Origin of the sequence: Streptococcus halichoeri (genome assembly GCF_009870755.1) — a bacterium.
GTDB lineage: Bacteria > Bacillota > Bacilli > Lactobacillales > Streptococcaceae > Streptococcus > Streptococcus halichoeri.
This window is the reverse complement of record NZ_WLZU01000005.1, coordinates 53,422-77,344: the sequence shown is the minus strand read 5'-3', so window position 1 is coordinate 77,344 and position 23,923 is coordinate 53,422. Positions and strand designations below refer to the sequence as shown.

The window sequence follows — 23,923 nt, the reverse complement described above, 5'->3', positions numbered from 1 at the left end:
TATGATGACAATAGTAGCAGCTCGTATTGATGGTCGTTTAATTCACGGCCAAGTCGCTAATTTGTGGACGACCACATTAAACATTAGTCGCATTATGGTGGTAGATGATGACATCGTTAGCAGTGATTTAGAAAAGACTGCCTTGAAGTTGGCCACGCCAACAGGTGTCAAACTGTCTGTTTTGACCGTGGAAAAAGCAGCAGCTAATATTTTAGCCGGCAAGTATGATTCCCAACGCTTGATGATTGTTGCTAAACGGCCCGATCGCTTTCGGGGGTTATTAGAAAAAGGCGTTAGCCTTGCAGAAGTTAACGTTGGCAATATGTCGCAAACTGCTGAAACACGCGCTGTGAGCCGTTCGATCAATGTGGTGGAACAAGACATCCAGGATTTCGATGCGATTGCCGCTCACGGCACAAAACTCATTGCACAAATGGTACCAGGTGATAGCCCAGCAGCATTTGGTCCACTACTAGATAAAGTTCGATAAAGTAATCATTATTAGATTTTTGGGAGGAACGTGATCATGATTCAATGGTGGCAGATAGTTTTACTTACCCTTTACTCAGCTTATCAAATTTGTGATGAGTTAACGGTGAATACCTCTGCGGGCTCACCTGTTTTTGCAGGCTTTATCGCAGGCCTGATTATGGGTGATTTACAGACGGGTCTTTGGATTGGTGGTAGTTTACAATTGATGGTTTTAGGTGTGGGGACTTTTGGTGGAGCCTCACGGATTGATGCTACCTCAGGTGCTGTTTTGGCCACAGCCTTCTCTGTTGCTCAAGGCATTAAGCCAGAGCTTGCGATTTCAACGATTGCTGTACCTGTGGCAGCTCTAATGGTCTATACGGACATCCTAGGGCGCTTTTCAACCACCTATTTTGCCCATCGGATTGATAGCCATGTGGCTCAGTTTAATTACAAAGGGATTGAACGCAATTACCTATTAGGTGCTCTGCCTTGGGCCTTGTCACGGGCCTTGCCGGTCTTTCTTGCTCTAGCCTTAGGCGGTGGTTTTGTGGAAATGCTGGTTAAAGGCATTCAAAACGTCCAATGGTTTGCAGATGGTTTGACCTTGGCAGGTAAAATGTTACCTGGTCTAGGATTTGCTATTTTATTACACTATTTACCAGTCAAGCGTAACTGGCATTATCTTGCTTTGGGCTTTGCCATCACCGCCATTTTAACAACGATTTATACTAATTTAATGACAGTAGGTGGCGCATTAGCGACTGTGGCCAAACACTTTGATGCAACACCATTAAAAGGGCTACCAATGATTGGAATTGCGATTATTGGTAGCCCTTGCTACTATTCATTATAAAAATGGTCAACATTTAGCTAAGCTCCAAGCAGAACAACCCGTTCAAACAGCAACGCTTTCAGAAAGTGGGGAAATTGAAGATGACGAACTCTAACTATCACTTAACGAAAGAAGATTTTAAACAGATTAATAAACGTAGTTTATTTACTTTCCAGTTGGGATGGAACTATGAGCGGATGCAAGGTTCTAGCTATCTCTTTATCATTTTGCCCCAATTACGCAAAATCTACGGTGATGGTACGCCAGAACTTAAGGAAATGATGCAGACTCATACGCAGTTCTTTAACACCTCAAACTTCTTTCATACCATCATCACCGGCATTGATCTGGCACTGGAAGAAAATGAAGGAATCTTGGCCAAGGATGCAGTAAATGGGGTTAAAACGGGTTTGATGGGTCCTTTTGCCCCAATTGGTGATTCTGTCTTTGCTTCCTTGGTACCAGCAATTATGGGCTCAATTGCCGCCTCACTAGCAATGAATGGTAACCCAATTGGTATTTTCCTTTGGATTGCTATGACCACACTTATCAATATTTTCCGTTGGAAGCAGCTCGAAATTGCCTATAAAGAAGGAACAAAGCTTGTGACCACCATGCGTGATAAATTAACATCCTTGGTTGATGCAGCGTCTGTTATGGGTGTTTTCATGGTAGGAGCCTTGATTGCTACAATGATTAACTTCAAGTTTACTGCAGCTCCTAAGATTGGCCAAAAAGTTATCAATGTTCAAGATTTATTCGATCAAATTTTTCCCCGTTTGGTACCAGCCCTGTTCACAGGCTTGATTTTCTGGTTACTTGGACGAAAAGGCATGACACCGACCAAGGCAATCTTTATGATTATCATTTTTGCCCTTTTGATGTCCTATTTGAAAGTGTTAGGTGTTTAAATATGAGTAAGACCCTTATACTGGTAAGTCATGGTAACTTTTGCCATGCTTTGAAACAAAGTACCGAAATGATTATGGGCCCTCAAAACAATATCGTAACGCTGGGTTTGGAACCAGAAGAAGGCGCAGCGTCATTTAAAGAACGCTTCCTTAAGCAGATTGCACCACTAGCAGATGGTGACTTCCTGGTCTTTGCTGATTTACTAGGAGGTACACCTTGCAATGTGGTTTCACAAGTTCTTTTGACAGGGCGCCACTTTGAACTTTATGCTGGGATGAACATGCCTATGGTCATTAGCTATCTAAATGCTGAATTGCTCGGACAAAAAGACGATATTCAAGCTTTTGCCCGTGAAAATATCCAAAAGGTTAATGACCTTTTGGCTGCTCTTGATGATGACGAGGCTTAAAAGCCAAGATAATGCTAGGAGATGCTGTAGTTATCCCAACGGGAAAAAATAACATGCTTGCAGTCTCTCTTTTTAGAAGAAGAAAAAACCACTGCTCCTAAAGTAGAGCAGTGGTTTAATAGTAATCTTTGGTTTATTTTGCAGCATTTGCGTCTTTGAAACCGTATTTTTTGTTGAAACGGTCCACGCGTCCATCTGCTTGAGTGAACTTTTGACGTCCTGTATAGAATGGGTGTGAATCTGATGAAATTTCCACACGGATAAGTGGGTAAGTTTCCCCTTCAAATTCAACGGTTTCCTTAGAAGGTTTTGTTGAACCACTAAGGAATTGGTAACCTGTAGTTGTATCTAAGAAAACAACTGGACGATATTCTGGATGGATGTCTTTTCTCATCTTAAAAAAATTTCCTTTCTGCCATAGCCCTTCTTGGCGCCATAGTTATTAACCATTCTATCTTATCAAAACTTGCAGCCTTTGACAAGCATTTTCTTTCAGTTTATGCTTGCACCAGCGCAATTAACTCTTGAAAGATTTGCTCATTTTCAGCTAAACTATAGGAATTAGCTCCGCTAGCCAGCGGGTGACCGCCGCCATGATGCTTTTTGGCGATGGCATTAATCGGTTTTATTTTACTGCGCATGCGCACGCGATAATGGCCATCGGCTTGCTCAACGAAAATAGCCCAGGTTTGCACATTATCGATTTTTCCAGGTGTAGAAACAATAGCTGAGCTTTCAGCATCCGTTACATCATAGGCTTTGAGAATATCCTGTGTTAAAACGATACGAGCCACCCCAGAAGCATCCATGTCCAAGTGTTCAAAGACATAGCCTTGTAATTTAGCAATTTTATAAGGGAAAGATTCCATCTGCCTAGCAATAGCAGAAAAATCAAAATCAAAGGTGCGCAGGGTACTAGCAATTGCCAGAGTTTTACTAGTCGTTGATGGGTACAAGAAGCGTCCGGTATCGCCAACAATTCCTGTATAGAGGTATTGAGCAGAACGGGCAGATAAGCTAAGGTGCATAGTTAAGGCAAAATCAGCAACAATCTCACTAGCACTTGAGGCCTTGGTGTCAACAAGGGAAATGTCACCATAGACGTCATCGTCTGGATGATGGTCGATTTTGATTAGGGTATCACCAGTAGCATAGCGTTGATCGTCTATCCTGGGACGGTTCGCAGTATCCGTTACAATTACCAGTGCACCATGGTATTGTTCGTCTTTGACCTGATCCATGGTTCCAATCCAAGTGAGGCTTGGTTCATCGTAGCCCGTTGCTAAAACGGTTTTGTCAGGAAAGTTATCTTGGATGAGTTGCTTTAGCCCTATTTGGCTACCAAGAGCGTCAGGATCAGGATTTTGATGGCGGTGAATAATGATAGTATTATATTGTTTTATGGTATCAAGGATGGTTTGGTAAAAGGACATGATTTTCACTTTCTATTGTTGCCAAAAGCCCAGAAATCAAGCAAGTGGCAAAGTTAACTATTTGTCTCATTATATCATAAAAGCCCCAAGGAATGTAGACAGGGCTACAGTAAGCTTGAGGCTTTTGTGAGGTTTTAATCATCGTAGGATTTTTCAAGTGCTTTTTGGACAGCTGGGCGTTGCTTGATAAGTTCATTCCAGCGGTGGAGATGATGATAGCTTTGACCATCTAGGAATTGGGCTGCGCCTGGATAAACTTTATCATCTAAAAGGCGACCATACCAAGACCAAATGGCAATATCAGCAATAGTGTAATGTTCACCAGCGATGTAGGTACGTTTTGCTAAGAGTTGATCAAGCAAATCTAATTGACGTTTTGTTTCCATGGTGTAGCGATTAATCGGATATTCTAGTTTTTCCGGAGCATATTTGAAGAAATGGCCAAAGCCACCACCTAAAAAGGGTGCTGCTCCGGTTTGCCAAAAGAGCCAGTTGAGGACTTCACTTTGCTCCTGTGGGGTTTCCCCTAAAAAGGCCTGATGTTTTTTGGCAATGTGCCATAAGATATGCGCTGATTCAAAAATGCGCAGCCCACCTTGTGCTTGATCCAAAAGAGCAGGAATTTTGGAATTGGGATTAAGAGCTACAAAATCACTACCAAATTGCTCGCCTTTCATAATGTTAATTTTATACATGTTGTACTGGGCGTCTGTAATCCCAAGCGCTAGCAATTCTTCCAAAAGAATGATCGGCTTAATGCCGTTTGGAGTGCTTAAGGTATAAAGTTGGTAAGGCTTATCTCCTTTGGGGAGAGTTTGCTCAAAGCGACTACCTGCAGTATCACTGTTAAGGCCTTGTGGCTGGGTATTTTTCCAGACTTTAGGTAAAGTATATTGTGCCATAGTGTCTCCTCGCTTTTTTGTTTTTGTAACTTTATCTTACCAAAGTTTTCAGCGGTCTGTACAAAATCTTGTTTAGAAATCAAATAAGCTTGAAAAAACGCTTGATTTTAAAGCTAAGTTTGGTATGATAGTAAAAATACAAATGTGAGGTGATGAAGGATTGGATGCCCAATTATATAGACAACTCCCTAAGGTAGAACTCCATTGTCATTTAGATGGTTCCTTATCCCTTGGGTGCATTCGTCAATTAGCAAAGCTAGCCCAGGTGAAGCTTCCTAGTGAGGATGCGGCGCTAAAGGCCCTTGTTACAGCGCCAGCAACAGCTGAGTCCTTAATGGATTATTTGAAGGCTTTTGATGTCATCCGGCCGCTTTTACAAACACAAGAAGCCTTGGCTTTAGCTGCCTATGATGTGGCTAGGCAAGCAGCAAAAGAGCATGTCTTGTATCTGGAAATGCGCTTTGCACCGGAGCTATCAATGGATCAAGGCTTAACTGTCTCTGAGATTATGGAGGCTGTTTTTGAAGGAACCCAAAAAGCCCAAGAGGAATATGGCATCCTTGTTAAAATCATTGTCTGTGGCATGCGGCAGTCGCCCTTGGCCAGGTCTAAAAGTATTTTTGAGCAAGCGATTGCGTTTGCCCAAAAAGGCCTTGTAGGTTTTGATTTTGCAGGCAATGAACTGGATTTTCCGCCCAGCTATTTGGCAGCAATCATTGAAGAAACCAAAAGCCTTGGCTTGCCTTTTACGCTGCATGCTGGCGAATGTGGCTGTCCTAACTATATTGGGGATGCCATTGCTTTGGGGGTTAAACGCTTAGGACACGCGACGGCTTTGAGTAAGCGACCGGACTTATTAGAGGACATGCGCAAGCAAGAGATTACAGCAGAGTTATGCCTGAGTAGCAATCTGCAAACAAAGGCCGCTCCAAGCATTGATGCCTTTCCCTATCAGTTGCTAAAAGCGGCAGGCCTACCCATTAGTATTAATACAGATAATCGGACGGTTTCAGATACCAACTTAACGAAAGAATATCAGCTATATGCGGCCTACTTTGATACAAGCCTTGCTGATTTTTACCAACACAATCAAGATGCTCTCAAGGCCTCCTTTGCTTCAAAAGCTGAAAAAGCAAAAATTCTGCAGCGTCTAAGCGCTGCTTATCAGCCCTATCTGAATCAGTAATGCTTTTCTTGTCAGTTTATGGTAAAATAAAGAAAGTTTAGTGAAGTTTGGAGGAAAATATGGCATTTGCAAAAATCGTTTATGCCAGCATGACAGGAAATACTGAAGAAATTGCTGACATTGTCGCAAATAAACTCGAAGAATTAGGCCATGATGTTGAACTTGATGAGTGCACAACCGTAGATGCCTCAGATTTTGAAGATGCTGATATTGCCATCGTTGCTACTTATACCTATGGCGATGGTGATTTACCAGATGAAATTGTTGATTTTTACGAGGATTTGCAGGATTTAGATTTGTCAGGTAAGGTTTATGGCGTGGTCGGCTCTGGCGACACTTTCTATGATTATTTCTGTAAATCTGTTGATGAGTTTGAAGAGCAATTTGCTTTAACGGGTGCCAAAAAAGGTGCTGATTCTGTCAAGGTTGATTTAGCAGCTGAAGATGAAGACATTGAAAATCTAGAGCAGTTTGCAACACAATTATCAGCAGCGGTGCAAAACTTATAAGCATTTACATTACCAGATCATAGTGAGGTCAAGGAATCAGGCGCAAATAGCTTGTCATCCCTTGCCTCATTTTTGCTGCCAAAGGAGAAGAAGGCATGAGCGACCAACTACAAACCGTTAGAAAAGAGATTGATCAATTGAATATAGAACTTGTTTCGCTTTTAGAACAGCGCATGTACTTAGTTCAGCAAGTTTTAGATTATAAGCGCAAGCAAAGGCTCCCTATTTTAGATCAAGCACGTGAAGCACGTACTCTGGAAAAAATAGCAGATGAAGTTCACAATAAGGCTTACCAGCCTGCGATTTTGGAAAGCTTTCAGGCCATTATGGCTGCTTCGCGTCACTTCCAAGATAAGATAAGTGAGGAAACCAATCATGCTTAAATCACTGCAACACTTGCATGATCAGACCCTCGCACAAATAGGGGTACTTAGTGTAGCAGCTATAGGTATTGGCCTGTTGGTAGGGAGTTTTTCCGCACTTTTTGGACGCGTGTTACTTGCTATCTCTGCCTATCGCACCAATCACATCTTCGCCCTTCTTCCTTTTTTAGCCTTAGCTGGCCTTATCATCATATTTATTTATCAACGATTTGGAGGCAAATCAAAAAAAGGTCTGAGTCTGGTTTTTGAAGTTGGTCAAGGTAAAGAACCAGGGCTCCCTTTACGGTTGGTCCCGTTGGTAATGGTGACCACCTGGCTTACTCACTTGTTTGGTGGTAGTGCTGGTCGTGAGGGAGTTGCAGTGCAAATCGGCGCGACACTTTCACATTATCTGCATCGTTATTTCCCTGGCATCAAGTCCGGTCGAAGCTTTTTAATGATGGGGATGGCAGCCGGCTTTGCTGGTCTTTTTCAAACACCAATGGCTGCTACCTTCTTTGCCTTGGAAGTTTTGGTCTTAGATCAGCTCTGCTTGCAAAGCTTATTTCCAACTAGTATTGCTGCTTTTACAGCAGCTCTGACCAGTCATGGCCTAGGCTTAGAAAAATTTGTCTGGCCCTTACCAGCCACCCTAACCATAACACCCCTAATGCTTGGGAAATTAGTCATTCTGGGCCTTTGCTTTGGAATAGTTGGCAATCTCTTTGCCTATTTGCTAGCGCAGGCGAAAAGCTTTCTTGCCAAAAAGCTATCTAATCCGTACTTACGCATTGCCAGTGTGGGTTGTCTGTTGTCTCTATTATTGATGCTATGCCATCTGGGCCGCTATAGCGGTTTGGGGACAAACTTGATCGATGCTGCTTTAAGTGGTGGTCCCATATATAGCTATGATTGGGTATTAAAGCTAATATTTACGGTGATCACCATCGCTGCTGGCTTTCAAGGTGGAGAGGTGACCCCGCTTTTTGCGATTGGGGCTAGTCTTGGCGTCTTACTAGCACCTCATTTGGGCTTACCAGTCGTACTTGTGGCAGCTCTAGGTTACACGGCGGTTTTTGGCAGTGCGACAAACACAGTAGTAACACCCATCATAATTGGCTATGAAGTGTTTGGCCCTCATCAGTTACCAGCCTTCTTTCTTGTCTGTGTCGTTGCCTATGTTGTTGATCGGCGTCAGACTATTTACGGCCTACAAGAAATAGCAGTGCCCCTCAAAGAAGAAAACTAGCTAGCAGCCGGCTTTGACCCTGTATACAGAGCTTTTACCCAGCTTCGCTAAAAAATCCGCACCCAAGCAAACCATAAGTTCTGGTCTCATTTGGCGACAGAAAAAGGCCAGCCCAGCTTTGATTAGACTTACAGCAACCTAAACAAGCAGTTTGCGGTTAAAAATTTAAAATGTCTAGCCTAGCTTTACAAACCCTATCAGACATGGTATAATTTAGCTTATGTGTGATGGACACATAAGAAATCGCTAATCCGCTGAGACAAGTACTTAATGATTAGTAAGATAGGAGAAGAAAAAATGAATCCATTAATCCAAAGTTTGACAGAAGGTCAATTGCGCACTGACATCCCTTCATTCCGTCCTGGAGACACTGTACGTGTTCACGCTAAGGTTGTCGAAGGTTCTCGCGAACGTATCCAGATTTTTGAAGGTGTCGTTATTTCTCGTAAAGGCCAAGGCATTTCAGAAATGTACACAGTTCGTAAAATTTCTGGCGGTATTGGTGTTGAACGGACTTTCCCAATCCACACACCACGTGTTGCAAAAATTGAAGTTGTTCGTTATGGTAAAGTTCGCCGTGCTAAACTTTACTACTTGCGTGCATTGCAAGGTAAAGCGGCGCGTATCAAAGAAATCCGTCGTTAATCAAAGAATCCACTGGGATTTAGACAGCGACAGAAAAAAACACTACAAAAACTGCTATTGTGACTTGGTCATAAGGCAGTTTTTTAGTGCCATCATCTGAGTAACTCATGATTTCTTGGAGACTATCTGTCGCCATAAGCCTCAGCAAAAGCCTACCCAAACTGACTTGCTTTGAAATAGCCGCACTCAGTACAGTAGTCTTGTCAGAGGCCATTTCCTGCCATTGCCATAAGAAGGAACATTAGCCGGGCGAACGCGTTTTCCTATGTTGCTAAACCTCTCTTTTAGTTAGACAAGTAGCACCCAATTTTGCTTTAACTATAAAAATGCTTTAAGTATCCTTGCATTCTCGATTTTTCTAGGTTAAAATAGAGGAAGCTAATCTTGATCCCTTAGTTCAATGGATATAACACCTCCCTCCTAAGGAGTAGTTGCTGGTTCGATTCCGGCAGGGATCATTACATAACGATAAAAGACTCTGAGACAAAAAAGTGTTCAGACTCTTTTTGTTGTATGCTGAATTTAAAAGGGGATAAAGCGGCAGTTTGCTTAGGTATAATTTCTCAGGTTGACGGTAGTGTGGCTGTAAAGTCACAGGGACGTTTGTAGGATCTATGGGCTCGTTTAGTTATCTTGTTGACTAGCCTATCATCTGGTAAAACTCTAGCCAGGTGAGCATCTGAGACTAAATATCCACATAGTTTTTCACCCCATTTTAGGTTAAAATGGCACAATAAAGAGGGCCATTTTATGCCTCATTTATTGTACCGATTCGTCTCATGCTCGCCTTGACCAAATTTGAACGTGGTTTTTTAGTTGTCCAATTTTTCAACTTGTTTGATTGTTTCCAAGAAAGCTTCTTCAACTTTGGTTATTTAATTTTTTATAGTTTTGAACTCTGCATTTGTTTTTTGACTAGCTTGTTTGTGGCTGACTTTACCAGTGCTAGGCAGTATACCTTGACCATATCTAATTGCAAAATCATCTAATTCTTTAACCCAGTCCTTCATATACATAGGATGGGGACTTTCGGCTCGCAACTCTGCCACATCAAAGAATGTGCTGACAATGCGATTTAGTGTTTTTAGCTCTTTCTCGGATAGATAGTTTTTTGCGATGACAATATCGTCAGAGGTGATACGGTCTTTTGAAATAGTAGATTTATCTCTTTGAAATAACTCAGCTAGTTGATCTAATGTCAGCCAGACGGTTTCGTTTTCCATTTGGACGTCAATTTTAGTAAGTCCATCTTCTGTCTGATAAATAAGAAATTCTGTGGCCATTTTTACTAGTTAACCTTGCTGTCTAGCGGGTGCTCCCTTTGCTTGGTCACACTGCCTTGGTGCTTCTATTTGCAAAGCTTAGCATCTCAAAGTTTTTTTGGATCTAGGTCAATAGCACAGCTATGGAATCCTGCTGGCTTATTGACTACAGCACTTGCTTTGAACAGTTATAGTAGGAGGGGCGCAGCGATTTTAATAAAAGTTCACTAAAAATAAGGTTTTGATTAAGGGGTACAATAAAAAAATGGTATAATAATGCTTATCATTAAAGAAGGAAATATCATGACCCACAAAGTGAAAGCTGTTGATCAGCGGATTGATTACGCCATTATTTTACCCGTCTTTTTCTTAGTCTTAATCGGTTTTGTCTCTATTTATGCTGCAACCTATCATGATTACCCCCAACATATGGCACGAATGCTCATCCAGCAGGGGCTATGGATTTTATTTGGCTCTGTGCTAGCCTTTATTTTGATGTTCTTTAAGCGGAGTTTTTTGTGGAAGTTAACCCCTTATCTGTATGGCTTAGGCCTGATGTTAATGGTTTTGCCTTTGCTTTTCTACAGTCCGCAGTTAGTGGCTGCAACGGGTGCTAAAAACTGGATTTCCCTTGGTTCGGTGACGCTTTTTCAGCCTTCGGAATTTATGAAGATTTCCTATATATTAGTGATGGCCCGCCTAACAGTTTGGTTTAGACAAGGCAAGGAGCGAAGTGACTTAAAAGCAGATTGGCAGCTCCTTGGTCTCTACGCCTTGGTAACTCTGCCGGTAATGGTTTTATTGGCCTTGCAAAAGGACTTTGGGACAGCTCTGGTCTTCTTTGCTATTTTGTCTGGCATGGTGCTGATTGCTGGCATTTCCTGGCGGATCATTCTTCCGATACTTTTGGTATTGGTGCTTTTGCTGGCTGGTTTTTTCCTAGTTTTCTTGTTGCCCCAAGGCAAGGAATTGCTTTATCATCTGGGTATGGATACTTATAAGATAAACCGGATTTCAGCTTGGTTAACCCCTTTTGATTTTTCAGAGACCATTGCTTATCAACAGACGCAAAGTATGATTTCGATTGGGAGTGGGGGTTTTCGTGGCAAAGGTTTTAATGTGATTGATTTACTAGTGCCTGTCCGTGAAAGTGATATGATTTTCACAGTTATCGCAGAAAATTTTGGCTTTATTGGCTCGACCTTCCTTTTAACCCTCTATCTTTTACTAATCTACCGCATGGTTAGGGTAACTTTTGAGCTTAATAATCTCTTTTATACCTATATAGCCACAGGCTTTATTATGATGATTTTATTTCATATCTTTGAAAATATCGGCGCAGCGACAGGTATTCTTCCCTTGACAGGGATTCCCTTGCCCTTTATCTCGCAGGGAGGCTCAGCCTTAATTTCCAATTTAATCGGCGTAGGCTTGATTTTATCAATGCATTATCAGCACACCTTAGCAAAAGAAGCGCAAAGCGAAAAAGAATTGCGACGTAGTTTTAAATATCAATAAGCTTAATTGACGCAAGGGAAGTCACAGCTTTACGCGGCCTCCCTTACGTCGATTTTTATTTGTAGTCCTCACTGTATAAAATGAGCAAAATGTGTTATAATTTAAGGTATGAACTATAAGGATTATATCTGGGATTTGGGTGGAACGCTCCTTGATAATTATGAGAGTTCAACCAATGCCTTTATTCAAACCTTAGAAGAGTATCAGCTAACATCAGAGCATGATGAGGTTTACCAAAAATTAAAAGAATCAACTGCTAACGCCATTGCTCAGTTTGCGCCACACCAAACTGATTTTTTAGTCCGCTATAAGATTAATGAGGCAAAGCGTTTAGCTGACCCGATTTGGCATAAGGGTGCAAAAGATGTCCTAGTCAAAATCGTGGCACAGGGTGGGCGTAATTTTTTAGTGTCCCATCGTGATAACCAGGTCCTCTTCCTATTGGAGAAAGCTGGTTTATCATCTTATTTTACAGCAGTGATTACCTCAGATAACGGTTTTGCTCGTAAACCAAATCCTGAAAGTATGCTTTATTTGAAACAGACCTATCAGATAAGCCATGGTTTAGTCATTGGAGACCGGAGCCTTGATATTGAGGCTGGTAAGGCAGCAGGTTTTGATACCCTGTTAGTTGATGGAAAAAAATCCCTATTGGAGATAGTAACGTAAATGAATGATGAAAATAAGCAAGTAGAAAATGGTTCGCAGGAATACGATGCCAGTCAGATCCAGGTCCTAGAAGGGCTTGAAGCGGTGCGAATGCGTCCGGGGATGTATATTGGTTCAACCTCAAAAGAAGGGCTGCATCACCTAGTTTGGGAAATAGTTGATAATTCAATCGATGAAGCCTTGGCTGGTTTTGCAACTACCATTGATGTCTTTATTGAAGCAGATAACTCCATTACGGTTGTTGATGATGGGCGTGGTATTCCTGTTGATATTCAAGCAAAGACCGGGCGGCCAGCAGTTGAGACAGTGTTTACCGTACTTCATGCCGGAGGTAAGTTTGGCGGCGGTGGTTATAAGGTTTCAGGGGGCTTACATGGGGTTGGTTCTTCAGTTGTTAACGCCTTATCCACTCAATTGGACGTTAAAGTCTATAAAAATGGCAAGATTCATTTTCAGGAATTTCGTCGTGGTAAGGTAGTCGCTGATTTAGCCGTTATTGGCGAGACCTCTGTGACAGGAACAACTGTTCACTTTTCCCCAGACCCAGAGATCTTTACTGAGACAACAGTTTTTGACTTTGCTAAACTAGCTGAGCGGATTCAAGAACTCGCTTTTTTAAACCGTGGTTTGCAGATTTCTATCACAGATAAGCGTCCAGGACTCGAGCAAGTGCAACATTATCACTACGAAGGTGGTATCTCCAGTTATGTCGAATTCTTGAATGACAACAAAGAAACGATTTTTGATACCCCAATTTTTACCGAAGGTGAACTAGAAGGTATTGCAGTGGAAGTAGCCATGCAATACACTACGGGCTATCATGAACACGTGATGAGCTTTGCTAATAATATTCATACTCACGAAGGTGGAACGCACGAACAGGGCTTTCGAACGGCGCTTACGCGCGTGATCAATGACTATGCTAAAAAGAACAAGCTCTTAAAGGAAAACGATGATAATTTATCGGGCGAAGATGTCCGTGAAGGACTCACCGCTATTATCTCAGTTAAGCATCCTAATCCACAGTTTGAGGGGCAAACCAAGACGAAATTAGGAAATTCTGAGGTCGTGAAAATCACCAATCGTCTCTTTAGTGAAGCGTTTCAGCGGTTTCTTTTGGAAAATCCACAAGTGGCACGAAAAATTGTTGAAAAAGGGATCTTGGCTTCCAAAGCTCGAATTGCTGCTAAGCGCGCACGTGAAGTCACCCGCAAGAAATCAGGCCTTGAAATTTCCAATTTACCAGGGAAACTAGCAGATTGCTCCTCCAATGATGCTGCACAAAATGAACTCTTTATTGTTGAGGGAGATTCTGCTGGTGGCTCGGCCAAGTCGGGACGTAATAGAGAATTTCAGGCAATCTTGCCTATCCGTGGTAAAATTTTAAATGTCGAAAAGGCTACCATGGACAAAATTTTGGCCAATGAAGAGATTAGAAGCCTATTTACAGCAATGGGAACTGGCTTTGGGGCAGACTTTGATGTATCAAAAGCGCGGTATCAGAAATTAGTCATCATGACCGATGCAGATGTTGATGGTGCCCATATCAGAACCTTGCTCTTAACCCTTATTTATCGTTTTATGAGACCTGTCTTGGAAGCTGGCTATGTCTACATAGCTCAACCGCCCATTTATGGCGTAAAAGTTGGTAGTGATATTAAAGCCTACATTCAGCCAGGTATTCGACAAGAAGAAGAATTAAAAGCCGCTCTTGAAAAGTATAGTACTGGACGTTCCAAACCCTCTGTGCAACGCTATAAGGGATTGGGGGAGATGGATGATCACCAATTATGGGAGACAACTATGGATCCAGAACATCGCTTAATGGCCCGTGTCACTGTAGATGATGCCGCCGATGCGGACAAAGTCTTTGATATGTTAATGGGTGATCGGGTTGAACCAAGACGGGAATTTATAGAAGAAAATGCTGTCTATAGTACCCTTGACATCTAGCTAAAAATCTTTTGAAAAGCATTTCAAAGTGTGTTATAATCGTAACGTTATAATGTGGTTTAATTAGAAAGTAAAAACAATGGCGTTAACTGTCAGGTGAATCTTAAAATCATTTCATACGACGAAAACGTTAAAATATATAAGGAGAAGTAGATGTCAAGCGGAATTATTTTGCTTATTGTGGCAGTAGTCATTCTAGTGATTATTGCCTATCTCATTGGTGTCATTATTCGTAAACGAAATGATTCATTAATTAAACAATTAGAAGAACGAAAAGAAGCACTTCTTAGCCTTCCTGTCCAAGAAGAAGTTGACGCAGTCCAAGAACTCCACCTGATTGGGCAAAGCCAAACATCCTTTAGAGAATGGCATCAAAAATGGACTGACCTATCGACATCAACTTTCCGTGAAATTGAGTACGCCATTGTTGAAGCAGAAAACTTAAATGATACATTTAATTTCATCCGGGCGAAGCATGAAATTTCAAATATTGAAAGTCAATTAAATCTTGTCGAAGAAGATGTCAACTCCATCCGTGATGCTCTTAGTATCCTTAAGGAACAAGAAGAAAAAAATAGTGCGCGTGTTACGCATGCCCTTGATTTGTATGAGCAATTGCAACAATCAAATGCTGAAAATGAGGATAATTTTGGCTCTACCAAGGATGAGATTGCAAAACAGATGGGAAATATTGAAAAAGAATTCTCACAGTTTGTCGCTCTCAATTCATCGGGTGACCCCATTGAAGCATCAGAAGTTCTTGAACGTGCAGAAGAGCACACGATTGCTCTTGGGCAAATTGCTGAGCAGATTCCATCCATTGTTACAAAACTTGAGGATGATTTCCCTGATCAATTGGACGACCTAGAATCTGGCTATCGCCGCTTATTAGAAGAAAACTATCATTTCCATGAAGATAACATTGAAACACGCTTCCAAGAAATCCGTGAAGCAATCAGTTCAAACTCTGAAGAGTTGGTGAGTTTGGACCTTGACCGAGCACGTGAAGAAAATCTCGTGATTCAAGAAAAGATGGATAATCTTTATGATCTTTTTGAGCGTGAAATTGCTGCTTATAAGGTGACCACAAAAAATAGTAAGATTCTTCCTCAGTATTTAATCCATGCTAAAACTAACAATCAGCAGCTCAAGGAAGAAATCAGCCGCTTGTCTCATAAGTACATTATGAATGAGAACCAAAGTGTCAACGTAAAGGCTTTTGATAAAGAGTTGGCTCATATTGAAAATAACGTGGTCGCTATTGCTCAGACTATTAAAGAGCAAGAAAAGCCTTATTCTCAATTACAAGTCATCATTGATAGGGCTTTACAAACCCTTGCAAATGTTGAAGCTGGTCAAATTGAAGTCTTTGAATCAATCAAAGACATTGAAGCAGTGGAAGAACGTGCACGCAAAACGATTGATTTATATGTTAATCAATTGCATATGATTAAGCGGTTTATGGAAAAGCGTAACCTACCAGGCATTCCAGAAAATTACTTGAACACGTTCTTTACCACAAGTACGCAACTAGAAGCTTTGATGGATGAATTAAGTAAAGGCAAGATTAATATTGAGGCAATCACGCGTCTAACAGACGTTTGTACAGCCTCCATTGCTAATCTTGAGGAAATGACTTATGAAGTTGTTAAATACGCAACCTTAACCGAACAGCTGCTTCAATACTCTAATCGTTATCGTAGTTTTGAACCAGGTGTTCAAAATAGCTTTGAAATTGCCTTTGATTTGTTTGAAAATCGTTATGACTATCAGGCATCCTTTGATGAAATTTCATATGCGTTGGAGACGGTGGAGCCAGGTGTGACCGACCGCTTTGTCTCATCTTATGACAAAACACGTGAATATATTCGTTATTAAAAAGATTTGGGTCATCCCAAATCTTTTTAATAGTACGCTGGCATGTCATACTATTAAAACCAGTCCTCGTTTAGCGAGGACTGGTTTTCTGCTTTAGATTAGTATCTCAAACGACATGCGTTAAAAGTTAGTTGAACCGCCGTGTGCCACACGGCACGCACGGTAGTGTGAGAGGGGCTAGAGATTACCCCCCCGACTCGATTGAAATCAGCACATGTGTATAGGGCGTAGGGGGCTTTGTGCTTTAGCCTATTGAGTACCTGATTTCCCTCTTAATTTCTTTAAAGTTTGCAAGCACACGACATGGTGAGGCAGAAGTAGAGCTAGCAGACTTGCTTTATTTACGGCTAAAAAGCTGGCGCCAGAAGGAGGTTTTTTTAGGAGTTTTACTTGCTGCTTTTGAAGATGAGGTCTTATTAGCTAAATAAGAGCTAATGGAAGTCTGGCTGAGATTAACAGCGTGATCAGTATGTAAAACGAGTGCAAAAGGTGACTTTGCACTAGTATCATCAATGATGGTGGAAGGGATGCCGTTTTTGTCGGCTAATGTCATGAAAAATAGTTGTTCGTCAGTTTTTAACCTAGGAGCAAGCTTTAAGAATAAGGGGGCGTAAGTGTCAACATACTGGGGAAGGAGGTCTTCAAATGTTTTTTTAACAGCATCCTGTGCCATCTCTTCTACAGCTATCGTAAGTACAACCCGTTCAGCAAAGGTACCTAAATAGTAACGCTGTTGATCAGGGTTCAATCGTCTTTCACTTAAGGCGCTCTGCCTAACCTTCTCTTCTAATGTTTCCATAATAACCTCCAAGTAGACTTATAAGTTGATTATACCGAGATATACTTAAATAATCCAGTTTTTTCGGTGGTTTTGAGGAAATAGTTAGACAATTGAAAGGCTTAATGTAAGCGGTTGTATTTCAAAAGTAATTTTCATAAAAATGGCTTTTATGTTGATAAGAAGCCTAGTTTGTGGTATTATTAACATGTAAAAAATAAAACTCATAAGGAGAGTATTATAATGTCAATTATTACTGATGTTTACGCTCGCGAAGTCCTTGACTCCCGCGGTAACCCAACACTGGAAGTAGAAGTTTATACAGAATCAGGTGCATTTGGACGCGGCATGGTCCCTTCAGGAGCTTCAACTGGTGAACATGAAGCCGTTGAACTTCGTGATGGTGACAAATCTCGTTACCTTGGTCTTGGTACTCAAAAAGCTGTTGATAACGTTAACAACATTATCGCTGAAGCAATCATCGGTTACGATGTTCGCGATCAACAAGCTATCGACCGTGCAATGATCGCACTTGACGGTACTCCTAATAAAGGTAAACTTGGTGCTAACGCTATTCTTGGTGTTTCTATCGCTGTTGCTCGTGCTGCTGCTGACTACCTTGAAGTGCCACTTTACACTTACCTTGGTGGATTCAACACTAAAGTTCTTCCAACTCCTATGATGAACATCATCAACGGTGGATCACACTCAGATGCTCCAATTGCATTCCAAGAGTTCATGATTATGCCAGTTGGTGCACCTACTTTCAAAGAAGGTCTTCGTTGGGGTGCTGAAGTTTTCCACGCTCTTAAGAAAATCCTTAAAGAACGCGGACTTGTTACAGCTGTAGGTGACGAAGGTGGATTTGCTCCTAAATTTGAAGGAACTGAAGACGGTGTAGAAACTATCCTTAAAGCTATTGAAGCAGCTGGTTATGAAGCTGGCGAAAACGGCATCATGATTGGTTTTGACTGTGCTTCATCTGAGTTTTACGACAAAGAACGCAAAGTCTACGACTACACCAAGTTTGAAGGGGAAGGCGCTGCTGTTCGTACTTCTGCAGAACAAATCGACTACCTTGAAGAGTTGGTTAACAAATACCCAATTATTACTATCGAAGATGGTATGGACGAAAACGACTGGGATGGTTGGAAAGCTCTTACTGAACGCCTAGGCGGACGTGTTCAATTGGTTGGTGACGACTTCTTCGTTACAAATACTGAATACCTTGCTCGTGGTATCAAAGAAAATGCAGCTAACTCAATCCTTATCAAAGTTAACCAAATCGGTACTTTGACTGAAACTTTTGAAGCTATCGAAATGGCTAAAGAAGCTGGTTACACTGCCGTTGTATCACACCGTTCAGGTGAAACTGAAGATTCAACAATCGCTGACATCGCAGTTGCAACAAACGCTGGCCAAATCAAAACAGGTTCATTGTCACGTACAGACCGTATTGCTAAATACAACCAATTGCTTCGTATCGAAGACCAACTTGCAGAAGTTGCTGAGTACAAAGGACTTAAATCATTCTACAACCTTAAAAAATAATCTAATTATTTGATTAGTGTTCAGAAACATTGATTTGAAAGCATTCTGGGGATCCCTCCCAGGGTGCTTTTTTGTTTTAAGGATCCTTTGCCGATTTTTGCCCTGACTTGGCAAGAATCAGCGTTATTTGACCATTTAGTGGCATATTGCTTTAGATCTTGGGAGTAAAAATGGCTGATGCACGAAAAATGACTAATAAAATAGGAGAAGTCTAACTAAGCTGCACCTCAAAAGTTAAATAAAAAGCGTAACAATTTTTGGACGTGGTATAATAAAGTGGACGCAAAATTAAGTAAAAACAAGGAAAATCATTATGCCAAGAAAAGTATTTGCTAAGGTAACATATCTGTTATCAAACTTGTCCTTGATGTAAAGTCGTCTGTGACAATAGTTAGTTCAATTGTAGGTGTTCACTCAAACAATCTTTGTTGTTGGGTTCAAGAATAGGAAAAAGATGGTGAAAGTGCAGTTCCATGTTAGGGGATAGCACTTTATCAGGCTCAATTTGAGATAAAGAAGTTAGAAAATACAGACAGATCATTAGAGGATCAGCTCACCCTTCTAAAAAAAGTACCAAGTCTGCTTGACGCGAAAGCCAAAGTAAGATGTCAATTCTTAAAAGACAACTAAAGAAGGATTAATTTTTATCAGGATTGCGATTTTAACTGTATTGGGACCGACTATAGCCCTCAGCAATTGACAAATCTTCCGCGATGTGTTACAATGTAACACAAAGAAGTGAGGTAAATAACCATGAGTACTGTTACTATCAGATTGAATCAAGAAGAAGAAGTATTTTTCAAAAGCTATGCTCAATTAACAGGGCAAAGCCTATCAAGCCTCTTTAAGAAAGCTCTTGAGCGTGATATTGAAGATAAATATGATTTGAAAGTCTATAATCAAGCTTATGCAGAATATAAAGCAGATCCACAGACAATTAGCCATGCTGACTTTAAGAAAGAGCTAGACTTATAATATGTATCATATAGAGTATTCTAAAAAAGCTCAAAAGCAAATTAAGAAACTAGATAAGCAGATTCAGAGATTGCTGTTTTCCTGGATTGATAAGCATTTAGAAGGAACAGATAACCCCCGTGCCAATGGTAAAGGCTTGACAGGTAATCATGCTAACGAATGGCGTTATCGTATTGGTAATTATAGGCTTATTTGTGATATTCAAGATAATAAGATGATTATCTTAGCACTTGAGTTTGGACATAGGGGCGATATTTATTAAAAATAAAATAGCACCTTGTGGGGTGACGGTTGCTTGGTTACTGAACTCATTAGCTTAATGCCATCTTACTTGCCCTTTGTGTTGCCTATCTGATTACTGGTTAAGAAACATTATGTGAAAGCATTCTGGCTGAATCACCCCAGAGTGCTTTTTTTGATTTTAAGGAATTCTTTCGCCCACCATTGCTACCCTTATTTGTTTGGCAAAATCACCACCATGAGGCCAAGGAAGGGCATATTGCTTTAGATCTTGGGAGTAAAAATGGCTGATGCACGAAAAATGACTAATAAAATAGGTATAGCTGAGCTTGAAGGTGAAAGGCATTTAAAAGTTAGATAATTTCTTGCGACTAATATATTATAAAATGGAGTAAATCCTACTCTTTTAATGCGATATATGAAAAGGTTAAAAAAAGCAATAGTCGTCTTTTGCTAATTAACTGCTGGTAAACGGCTCTATGTTTATCCTGAAAGCGGATTAATACGATATAATACAATTACAATCTGCTAGAATTGATAAGAGTAAAATAATACAAGTCAAATAAAATATTAATTAATTAAAAAACGGTTAGATAGATGTATCAATTGCTGATATGATAGTTCGCGTTGCACTTATCACGGGTGTAAAATGTGGAAAAAGAGAAGGAATATGAGCAAGAAATTTTTACAATCGTTAACTATTTTAGGACTATTAAGCACAGCATTGGGAGTAGCACAGCCAGTAGGGGCGGTGACTCGTTATTTCTATGAAAAAACCGAAGAGATAAAAAAGAAATTAGATGAAATCGGGGGGAAAAATTCCTCAATGGTCATTGAAGAGAATGACAGATGGGTTATTAGCTTTGATTGAAAAGGTGAATTATATTTTGAGTAAATATGAATTTCAAGACAATGTATATGCTGTTGCAACCTCTAAACTAAGTTATAGTGTTTCGCCGTATGACATGTATTTAAGCCGACTAACACCTGTAACGACTGATGATTTAAACGGATATACTATTGAAGAAAAGCAAGTGGCAAATTTAACTATTACACAATATAATTTTATACAAAAGCAAATAAAAGAGGCTTTAGAAAAATTCTTAGTAGATGTTTATTCTATTCAGGCGCATAACCCAATGTTATTCCCAGCTCCATTTTATCTACCTAATGTAAGTGATAATATTCAATCTACTATTAACTATAGCTATTATGATTTATTGTATGATAGATTATATGATTATACTGAACAGCCTCCTGAAGTAAAGAAAAAACTAGATGCGTATAAAAGTGTATTAAGAGATATTTTAATATTAAAAAAAGAGATTGACTTACTATTAGTAAATAAAGAAAGAAGAAATGATGCGCTAGATGAACTGAATTTAACTTATAATATGATTTTTAATACCGCAAAAAGACAATCACAAGTTACTCCGGATTTTAAAGTAAAGGAAAATTTTTCTTTCTTACTGCTGTCTGAAGATATTCCCAATATAAAAATAGCCAACGAGAAATTGAATGCTTTAAAGGAAATTCTTTTTGATTATTTTAAAGCTACTTCAAATGAAAAAGAAATAGAAAAGTATAAGTTAACAGCAAGTAATCTAGAAGATAAAAATAGCATTGAGCAGCAAGGTGAGATTTCTAAAGAAAGAAGAGCTGAAGAGTACAACAAATATCTAGAACAATTAAAATCTAGTCAATTGAAAATTAATTCTAATGACAAAAAAAGAACTGTTGAAGATTATTCCTTTGATTTTGATGAAGAGGACAGTAATCAGGTAGAAAAGTCAGAAAAAATCAAAAAAAATACTGAGGAAAATCAAGAATCTAAACCTACTGTTATCGAGCCAAGTCAGCCTGTTTCTTCACCAACCACACCGCAGGAAACTACTCAAACAGCCACTAGCTCATCAGTTCAGACTAACTCAGAACAATCCAGCAATACTAATGCCAATGCTAATAACTCTTCTTCGTCAGAGGGTTCAGAGGTTCATAATTCAATCTCTCAAGGAGTAAGCTTGCCAGCTTCAAGCTCGTCCGAAACGGGCTCAATGCCAAGCCAGGCCCCGCAGCAAGTTACGACTGAGCAGTCAAAAGAGTTGAAAATAACAGCAGAACCAGCACAGCCTTCTAAAATTGCTGCGCAAGTCACAGATGAAAGGCTTGAAGTTACAGTAGAGCTGCCTCAGCCAGGTCAAGCGAAAGCAGCAGAACCCGTTTCAAGTCCACTTGATGCATACACTAAATCACAAATTAACTTCTGGATTGAGGATTTTAACACTTCTCTCAATAAAATTAACTATTCTGGAATTTATAGTGAAAATCTGGAATCCCTGATTACCAGAGGGAAGCAATTAAGAAATAAATTGGATAAGGCTTTGGGTGAGAATAAGTCTAGTGATGATATTAAGAGGGATTTGGACCAGCTTGAAATGATTTCGAACACCATTACTTCGGTTGGAAATACAAAGAACAGTTAATACTATTTTGAAGTCATTTTTGAATTGTAAACATTAATCAAGAATAAGAACTATTTGTTTACTCCTTTATGATAAACTCTAAATCCTCCACTTAAAAAGCGTATCGAATTTCTTCGATACGCTCAGATTGAAGAAAAAGTCCATTTTGGATAATTTTCTTCAATCTTTTTTCGTTATGAAGCTCATTAATAATTCTCAGAAACATTGCCAGATTAACGTTTCTAAGAGTTTAATAATTTAACGGCTCACTTAGGCTACATCAAATGATGCCATTCTATAGGAGTTTATCTACGTGCTGAAAAACATTATTGTACCAGACGTTTTTTGACGCTTGCACGTCTATTTCCAAGGAAGGCCGGCTGCGGCGATTTCGGCTTTGGAAGCATACTGACCATTTGGGCGATGCCATCTTCCTCTGACATCACGGAAGTAGCCTCCACCTTGTTGAGAAGGGGCTTGTGTCTGTTCTTGTGCTGCATTGGCTTGCTGTCTGGCAGCAGCCTGTCTTTCTGCTTCAGCAGCTTGTCTAGCAGCTCTTTCTGCCGCTTGTCTTTGACGTTCTGCTTCCTCTTTGGCTTGTTTTTCCTGTGCTGCCTTTTGTGCTGCAGCCTCCTCGGCCTGCTTGCGGGCTTGGGCTTCTTGTTGTGCTTTACGTTTTTGTTCTTTAGCGGATAGGACAGTGTTTTGAGCTTGACCTGTCAGGTAGTCAATGTCAGCATTTGGTGATACGTTATCAAGCGTTACCCTGCTGATGCCTTTGGCATCTTGGACAGCTTTACCACCAATCTTAATGGGCAGTAACTGACCAGATTTATCTAAGCCAACGTACTGCAGGGTAATTTTACGTGGAATTAGCTCGTCATTTTGGTAAATGGCGGTGACCTTGTAGTCAAGATAGGCATTTTTGTGCTGCGCTAGCCAAGCGTTTAGGCGTTTTTCATAATAGAGCATGCTATCTTGGTTGTTTGCATTCCTTTTTTTGTAGTGACCAGTACTGAGCTAACTGGTCATGGGAACTAGATTTCTTCGCTGATTATTGAGCCCACTAAATTGGTAACCAATCAGATGACCACGCTTCATCAACCAGGCCTTTTTGCTACCATCTTCATAGTAGAATTTAAAATTATGCCAGCCGACAGGTTTGGTCTTGAGCCGCTTATGACGCTTATGGGTCGGTTCATCCTTGCTTTGCAGTTGGATATGGGCATAGGTAGATCGGCCTTTCTCATCAAGCTTACCTAAGATGAGTTGGCGCTTATGCTTAAAGGGAAGAATGGCTGCGCTGTCTGTCTTAGCTTCGGCAATTACTTGAGTAAAAGGCTGTCTGACGACACTAGAGTGCAGGCTGTCGCTTAAAAATGTGAGTGAGAGGATTACTAAGAGTAGACTGAGTTGAAGGGGTGAAAACTTTTTTGGTTTCATAAGCTTTTTAGTGCAATGTGATGGGCACTAAGGGGCATGGTGTAAACGTGAGAAATTTTTATTATCCCTTGATAAAAATGCTCTCCAAAGCTCCAGATAGTGCTTATCAGGTCTGCTTTCCTTTATTTTTGGGATGGTTCCAGATTTATTTTAGCACAATCCTAGCTTATAATGAATTGTTAATGAGACAAATTGCTAAAAAATGTCTAAATAACGCTGTTTTCATTAAATAGTTATAGGGAAATTCTGATAATAGTGACAATAAAAAACAACCACCATTT

The 23,923-nt window shown here is 40.4% G+C and carries 22 protein-coding genes, 1 tRNA gene and 2 pseudogenes; 19 read left to right on the top strand and 6 right to left on the bottom strand.

Annotated elements, in window-relative coordinates:
* Positions 1-4 precede the first annotated feature (4 nt).
* The 4 genes and pseudogenes from GWD08_RS02535 to GWD08_RS02520 all read left to right on the top strand — a co-directional run bounded on the left by GWD08_RS02535 (position 5) and on the right by GWD08_RS02520 (position 2,627).
* Positions 5-490, top strand: coding sequence for a PTS sugar transporter subunit IIB (locus GWD08_RS02535; RefSeq protein WP_159564092.1), 486 nt, complete (start codon positions 5-7; stop codon positions 488-490).
* A 36-nt stretch (positions 491-526) separates the two neighbouring features.
* Positions 527-1,421, top strand: a pseudogene (locus GWD08_RS02530) (PTS mannose/fructose/sorbose/N-acetylgalactosamine transporter subunit IIC).
* Positions 1,408-2,217: a PTS system mannose/fructose/sorbose family transporter subunit IID gene (locus GWD08_RS02525; RefSeq protein ID WP_159544274.1), complete on the top strand. Its 810-nt coding sequence runs from the start codon at positions 1,408-1,410 to the stop codon at positions 2,215-2,217. The pseudogene GWD08_RS02530 and the gene GWD08_RS02525 overlap by 14 nt, the downstream one beginning before the upstream one ends.
* 2 nt (positions 2,218-2,219) lie before the next feature.
* On the top strand, positions 2,220-2,627 hold the full coding sequence (locus GWD08_RS02520) for a PTS sugar transporter subunit IIA (protein WP_159564079.1): 408 nt from the start codon (positions 2,220-2,222) through the stop codon (positions 2,625-2,627).
* Between the two features lie 133 nt (positions 2,628-2,760).
* Here GWD08_RS02520 and GWD08_RS02515 read toward each other — a convergent pair whose 3' ends face one another.
* The 3 genes from GWD08_RS02515 to yghU all read right to left on the bottom strand — a co-directional run bounded on the left by GWD08_RS02515 (position 2,761) and on the right by yghU (position 4,962).
* Positions 2,761-3,021 (bottom strand): type B 50S ribosomal protein L31, encoded by a 261-nt coding sequence (locus GWD08_RS02515; RefSeq protein WP_159544270.1) that lies wholly within the window; start codon positions 3,019-3,021, stop codon positions 2,761-2,763.
* 103 nt (positions 3,022-3,124) lie between these two features.
* Positions 3,125-4,060 carry a DHH family phosphoesterase gene (locus GWD08_RS02510; protein WP_159564078.1) on the bottom strand — a complete coding sequence of 312 codons (936 nt, stop codon included), beginning with the start codon at positions 4,058-4,060 and terminating at the stop codon, positions 3,125-3,127.
* A gap of 134 nt (positions 4,061-4,194) precedes the next feature.
* Entirely contained in the window at positions 4,195-4,962 is a 768-nt protein-coding gene (gene yghU, locus GWD08_RS02505) for a glutathione-dependent disulfide-bond oxidoreductase (RefSeq protein WP_159544266.1), read from the bottom strand.
* Positions 4,963-5,122: 160 nt separating this feature from the next.
* Here yghU and add point away from each other — a divergent pair, with 160 nt between their 5' ends.
* The 6 genes from add (at position 5,123) to GWD08_RS02475 (ending at position 9,371) form a co-directional block, all read left to right on the top strand.
* Positions 5,123-6,148, top strand: a complete 1,026-nt coding sequence (gene add, locus GWD08_RS02500; RefSeq protein ID WP_159564077.1) for an adenosine deaminase — start codon at positions 5,123-5,125, stop codon at positions 6,146-6,148.
* 59 nt (positions 6,149-6,207) lie between these two features.
* A complete protein-coding gene (locus GWD08_RS02495) occupies positions 6,208-6,657 on the top strand; it encodes a flavodoxin (protein WP_159564076.1) in 450 nt (149 codons plus the stop codon).
* Between the two features lie 95 nt (positions 6,658-6,752).
* On the top strand, positions 6,753-7,040 hold the full coding sequence (locus tag GWD08_RS02490; protein ID WP_159564075.1) for a chorismate mutase: 288 nt from the start codon (positions 6,753-6,755) through the stop codon (positions 7,038-7,040).
* Entirely contained in the window at positions 7,033-8,268 is a 1,236-nt protein-coding gene (locus GWD08_RS02485) for a chloride channel protein (RefSeq protein WP_159564074.1), read from the top strand. The genes GWD08_RS02490 and GWD08_RS02485 overlap by 8 nt, the downstream gene beginning before the upstream one ends.
* Before the next feature lie 297 nt (positions 8,269-8,565).
* Positions 8,566-8,913 (top strand): 50S ribosomal protein L19, encoded by a 348-nt coding sequence (gene rplS, locus GWD08_RS02480; RefSeq protein ID WP_159544256.1) that lies wholly within the window; start codon positions 8,566-8,568, stop codon positions 8,911-8,913.
* A gap of 386 nt (positions 8,914-9,299) precedes the next feature.
* A tRNA-Arg gene (locus GWD08_RS02475) sits at positions 9,300-9,371 on the top strand.
* Between the two features lie 417 nt (positions 9,372-9,788).
* Here GWD08_RS02475 and rhuM read toward each other — a convergent pair.
* Positions 9,789-10,196 (bottom strand): RhuM family protein, encoded by a 408-nt coding sequence (gene rhuM / locus GWD08_RS02470; RefSeq protein ID WP_159564073.1) that lies wholly within the window; start codon positions 10,194-10,196, stop codon positions 9,789-9,791.
* A 282-nt stretch (positions 10,197-10,478) separates the two neighbouring features.
* Here rhuM and GWD08_RS02465 point away from each other — a divergent pair, with 282 nt between their 5' ends.
* From GWD08_RS02465 to ezrA, 4 genes are all read left to right on the top strand, one after another.
* Positions 10,479-11,693, top strand: coding sequence for an FtsW/RodA/SpoVE family cell cycle protein (locus GWD08_RS02465; RefSeq protein ID WP_159564072.1), 1,215 nt, complete (start codon positions 10,479-10,481; stop codon positions 11,691-11,693).
* 108 nt (positions 11,694-11,801) lie between these two features.
* Complete coding sequence (locus GWD08_RS02460; RefSeq protein ID WP_159564071.1) at positions 11,802-12,362, top strand: HAD-IA family hydrolase; 561 nt, start codon at positions 11,802-11,804, stop codon at positions 12,360-12,362.
* Positions 12,363-14,315, top strand: coding sequence for a DNA topoisomerase (ATP-hydrolyzing) subunit B (gene gyrB / locus GWD08_RS02455; RefSeq protein ID WP_159544248.1), 1,953 nt, complete (start codon positions 12,363-12,365; stop codon positions 14,313-14,315).
* 153 nt (positions 14,316-14,468) lie between these two features.
* The gene (gene ezrA / locus GWD08_RS02450) at positions 14,469-16,193 is read left to right on the top strand and encodes a septation ring formation regulator EzrA (RefSeq protein WP_159564070.1); all 1,725 of its coding nucleotides are present in this window, start codon (positions 14,469-14,471) and stop codon (positions 16,191-16,193) included.
* Positions 16,194-16,530: 337 nt separating this feature from the next.
* On the opposite strand, the gene GWD08_RS02445 is transcribed toward ezrA, so the two are convergent.
* Positions 16,531-16,992 (bottom strand): YueI family protein, encoded by a 462-nt coding sequence (locus tag GWD08_RS02445; protein WP_159564069.1) that lies wholly within the window; start codon positions 16,990-16,992, stop codon positions 16,531-16,533.
* Positions 16,993-17,214: 222 nt separating this feature from the next.
* On the opposite strand from GWD08_RS02445, the gene eno reads away from it, so the two are divergent.
* The 5 genes from eno (at position 17,215) to GWD08_RS02420 (ending at position 22,220) form a co-directional block, all read left to right on the top strand.
* Positions 17,215-18,522, top strand: a complete 1,308-nt coding sequence (eno, locus tag GWD08_RS02440; protein ID WP_159564068.1) for a surface-displayed alpha-enolase — start codon at positions 17,215-17,217, stop codon at positions 18,520-18,522.
* 753 nt (positions 18,523-19,275) lie between these two features.
* Complete coding sequence (gene relB / locus GWD08_RS02435) at positions 19,276-19,497, top strand: type II toxin-antitoxin system RelB family antitoxin (protein ID WP_159544240.1); 222 nt, start codon at positions 19,276-19,278, stop codon at positions 19,495-19,497.
* A gap of 1 nt (position 19,498) precedes the next feature.
* Positions 19,499-19,759, top strand: a complete 261-nt coding sequence (locus GWD08_RS02430; protein ID WP_159544238.1) for a type II toxin-antitoxin system RelE family toxin — start codon at positions 19,499-19,501, stop codon at positions 19,757-19,759.
* 648 nt (positions 19,760-20,407) lie between these two features.
* A complete protein-coding gene (locus GWD08_RS02425) occupies positions 20,408-20,608 on the top strand; it encodes a hypothetical protein (protein ID WP_159564067.1) in 201 nt (66 codons plus the stop codon).
* Positions 20,580-22,220 (top strand): hypothetical protein, encoded by a 1,641-nt coding sequence (locus GWD08_RS02420; RefSeq protein WP_159564066.1) that lies wholly within the window; start codon positions 20,580-20,582, stop codon positions 22,218-22,220. Before GWD08_RS02425 ends, GWD08_RS02420 begins: the two co-directional genes overlap by 29 nt.
* A gap of 339 nt (positions 22,221-22,559) precedes the next feature.
* Here the strand turns inward: GWD08_RS02420 and GWD08_RS02415 are convergent.
* Positions 22,560-23,642 (bottom strand): annotated as a pseudogene (locus GWD08_RS02415) (DNA/RNA non-specific endonuclease).
* Positions 23,643-23,923: the final 281 nt, after the last annotated feature.

Excerpts from the sequence above, each read along its gene's own strand:
- GWD08_RS02535 (WP_159564092.1), top strand. The coding sequence starts at position 5 with ATGACAATAGTAGCAGCTCGTATTGATGGTCGTTTAATTCACGGCCAA.
- GWD08_RS02525 (WP_159544274.1), top strand. The coding sequence starts at position 1,408 with ATGACGAACTCTAACTATCACTTAACGAAAGAAGATTTTAAACAGATT.
- GWD08_RS02520 (WP_159564079.1), top strand. The coding sequence starts at position 2,220 with ATGAGTAAGACCCTTATACTGGTAAGTCATGGTAACTTTTGCCATGCT.
- GWD08_RS02515 (WP_159544270.1), bottom strand. The coding sequence starts at position 3,021 with ATGAGAAAAGACATCCATCCAGAATATCGTCCAGTTGTTTTCTTAGAT.
- GWD08_RS02510 (WP_159564078.1), bottom strand. The coding sequence starts at position 4,060 with ATGTCCTTTTACCAAACCATCCTTGATACCATAAAACAATATAATACT.
- yghU (WP_159544266.1), bottom strand. The coding sequence starts at position 4,962 with ATGGCACAATATACTTTACCTAAAGTCTGGAAAAATACCCAGCCACAA.
- GWD08_RS02495 (WP_159564076.1), top strand. The coding sequence starts at position 6,208 with ATGGCATTTGCAAAAATCGTTTATGCCAGCATGACAGGAAATACTGAA.
- GWD08_RS02490 (WP_159564075.1), top strand. The coding sequence starts at position 6,753 with ATGAGCGACCAACTACAAACCGTTAGAAAAGAGATTGATCAATTGAAT.
- GWD08_RS02485 (WP_159564074.1), top strand. The coding sequence starts at position 7,033 with ATGCTTAAATCACTGCAACACTTGCATGATCAGACCCTCGCACAAATA.
- rplS (WP_159544256.1), top strand. The coding sequence starts at position 8,566 with ATGAATCCATTAATCCAAAGTTTGACAGAAGGTCAATTGCGCACTGAC.
- rhuM (WP_159564073.1), bottom strand. The coding sequence starts at position 10,196 with ATGGCCACAGAATTTCTTATTTATCAGACAGAAGATGGACTTACTAAA.
- GWD08_RS02465 (WP_159564072.1), top strand. The coding sequence starts at position 10,479 with ATGACCCACAAAGTGAAAGCTGTTGATCAGCGGATTGATTACGCCATT.
- GWD08_RS02460 (WP_159564071.1), top strand. The coding sequence starts at position 11,802 with ATGAACTATAAGGATTATATCTGGGATTTGGGTGGAACGCTCCTTGAT.
- gyrB (WP_159544248.1), top strand. The coding sequence starts at position 12,363 with ATGAATGATGAAAATAAGCAAGTAGAAAATGGTTCGCAGGAATACGAT.
- ezrA (WP_159564070.1), top strand. The coding sequence starts at position 14,469 with ATGTCAAGCGGAATTATTTTGCTTATTGTGGCAGTAGTCATTCTAGTG.
- GWD08_RS02445 (WP_159564069.1), bottom strand. The coding sequence starts at position 16,992 with ATGGAAACATTAGAAGAGAAGGTTAGGCAGAGCGCCTTAAGTGAAAGA.
- eno (WP_159564068.1), top strand. The coding sequence starts at position 17,215 with ATGTCAATTATTACTGATGTTTACGCTCGCGAAGTCCTTGACTCCCGC.
- relB (WP_159544240.1), top strand. The coding sequence starts at position 19,276 with ATGAGTACTGTTACTATCAGATTGAATCAAGAAGAAGAAGTATTTTTC.
- GWD08_RS02430 (WP_159544238.1), top strand. The coding sequence starts at position 19,499 with ATGTATCATATAGAGTATTCTAAAAAAGCTCAAAAGCAAATTAAGAAA.
- GWD08_RS02425 (WP_159564067.1), top strand. The coding sequence starts at position 20,408 with ATGAGCAAGAAATTTTTACAATCGTTAACTATTTTAGGACTATTAAGC.
- GWD08_RS02420 (WP_159564066.1), top strand. The coding sequence starts at position 20,580 with ATGACAGATGGGTTATTAGCTTTGATTGAAAAGGTGAATTATATTTTG.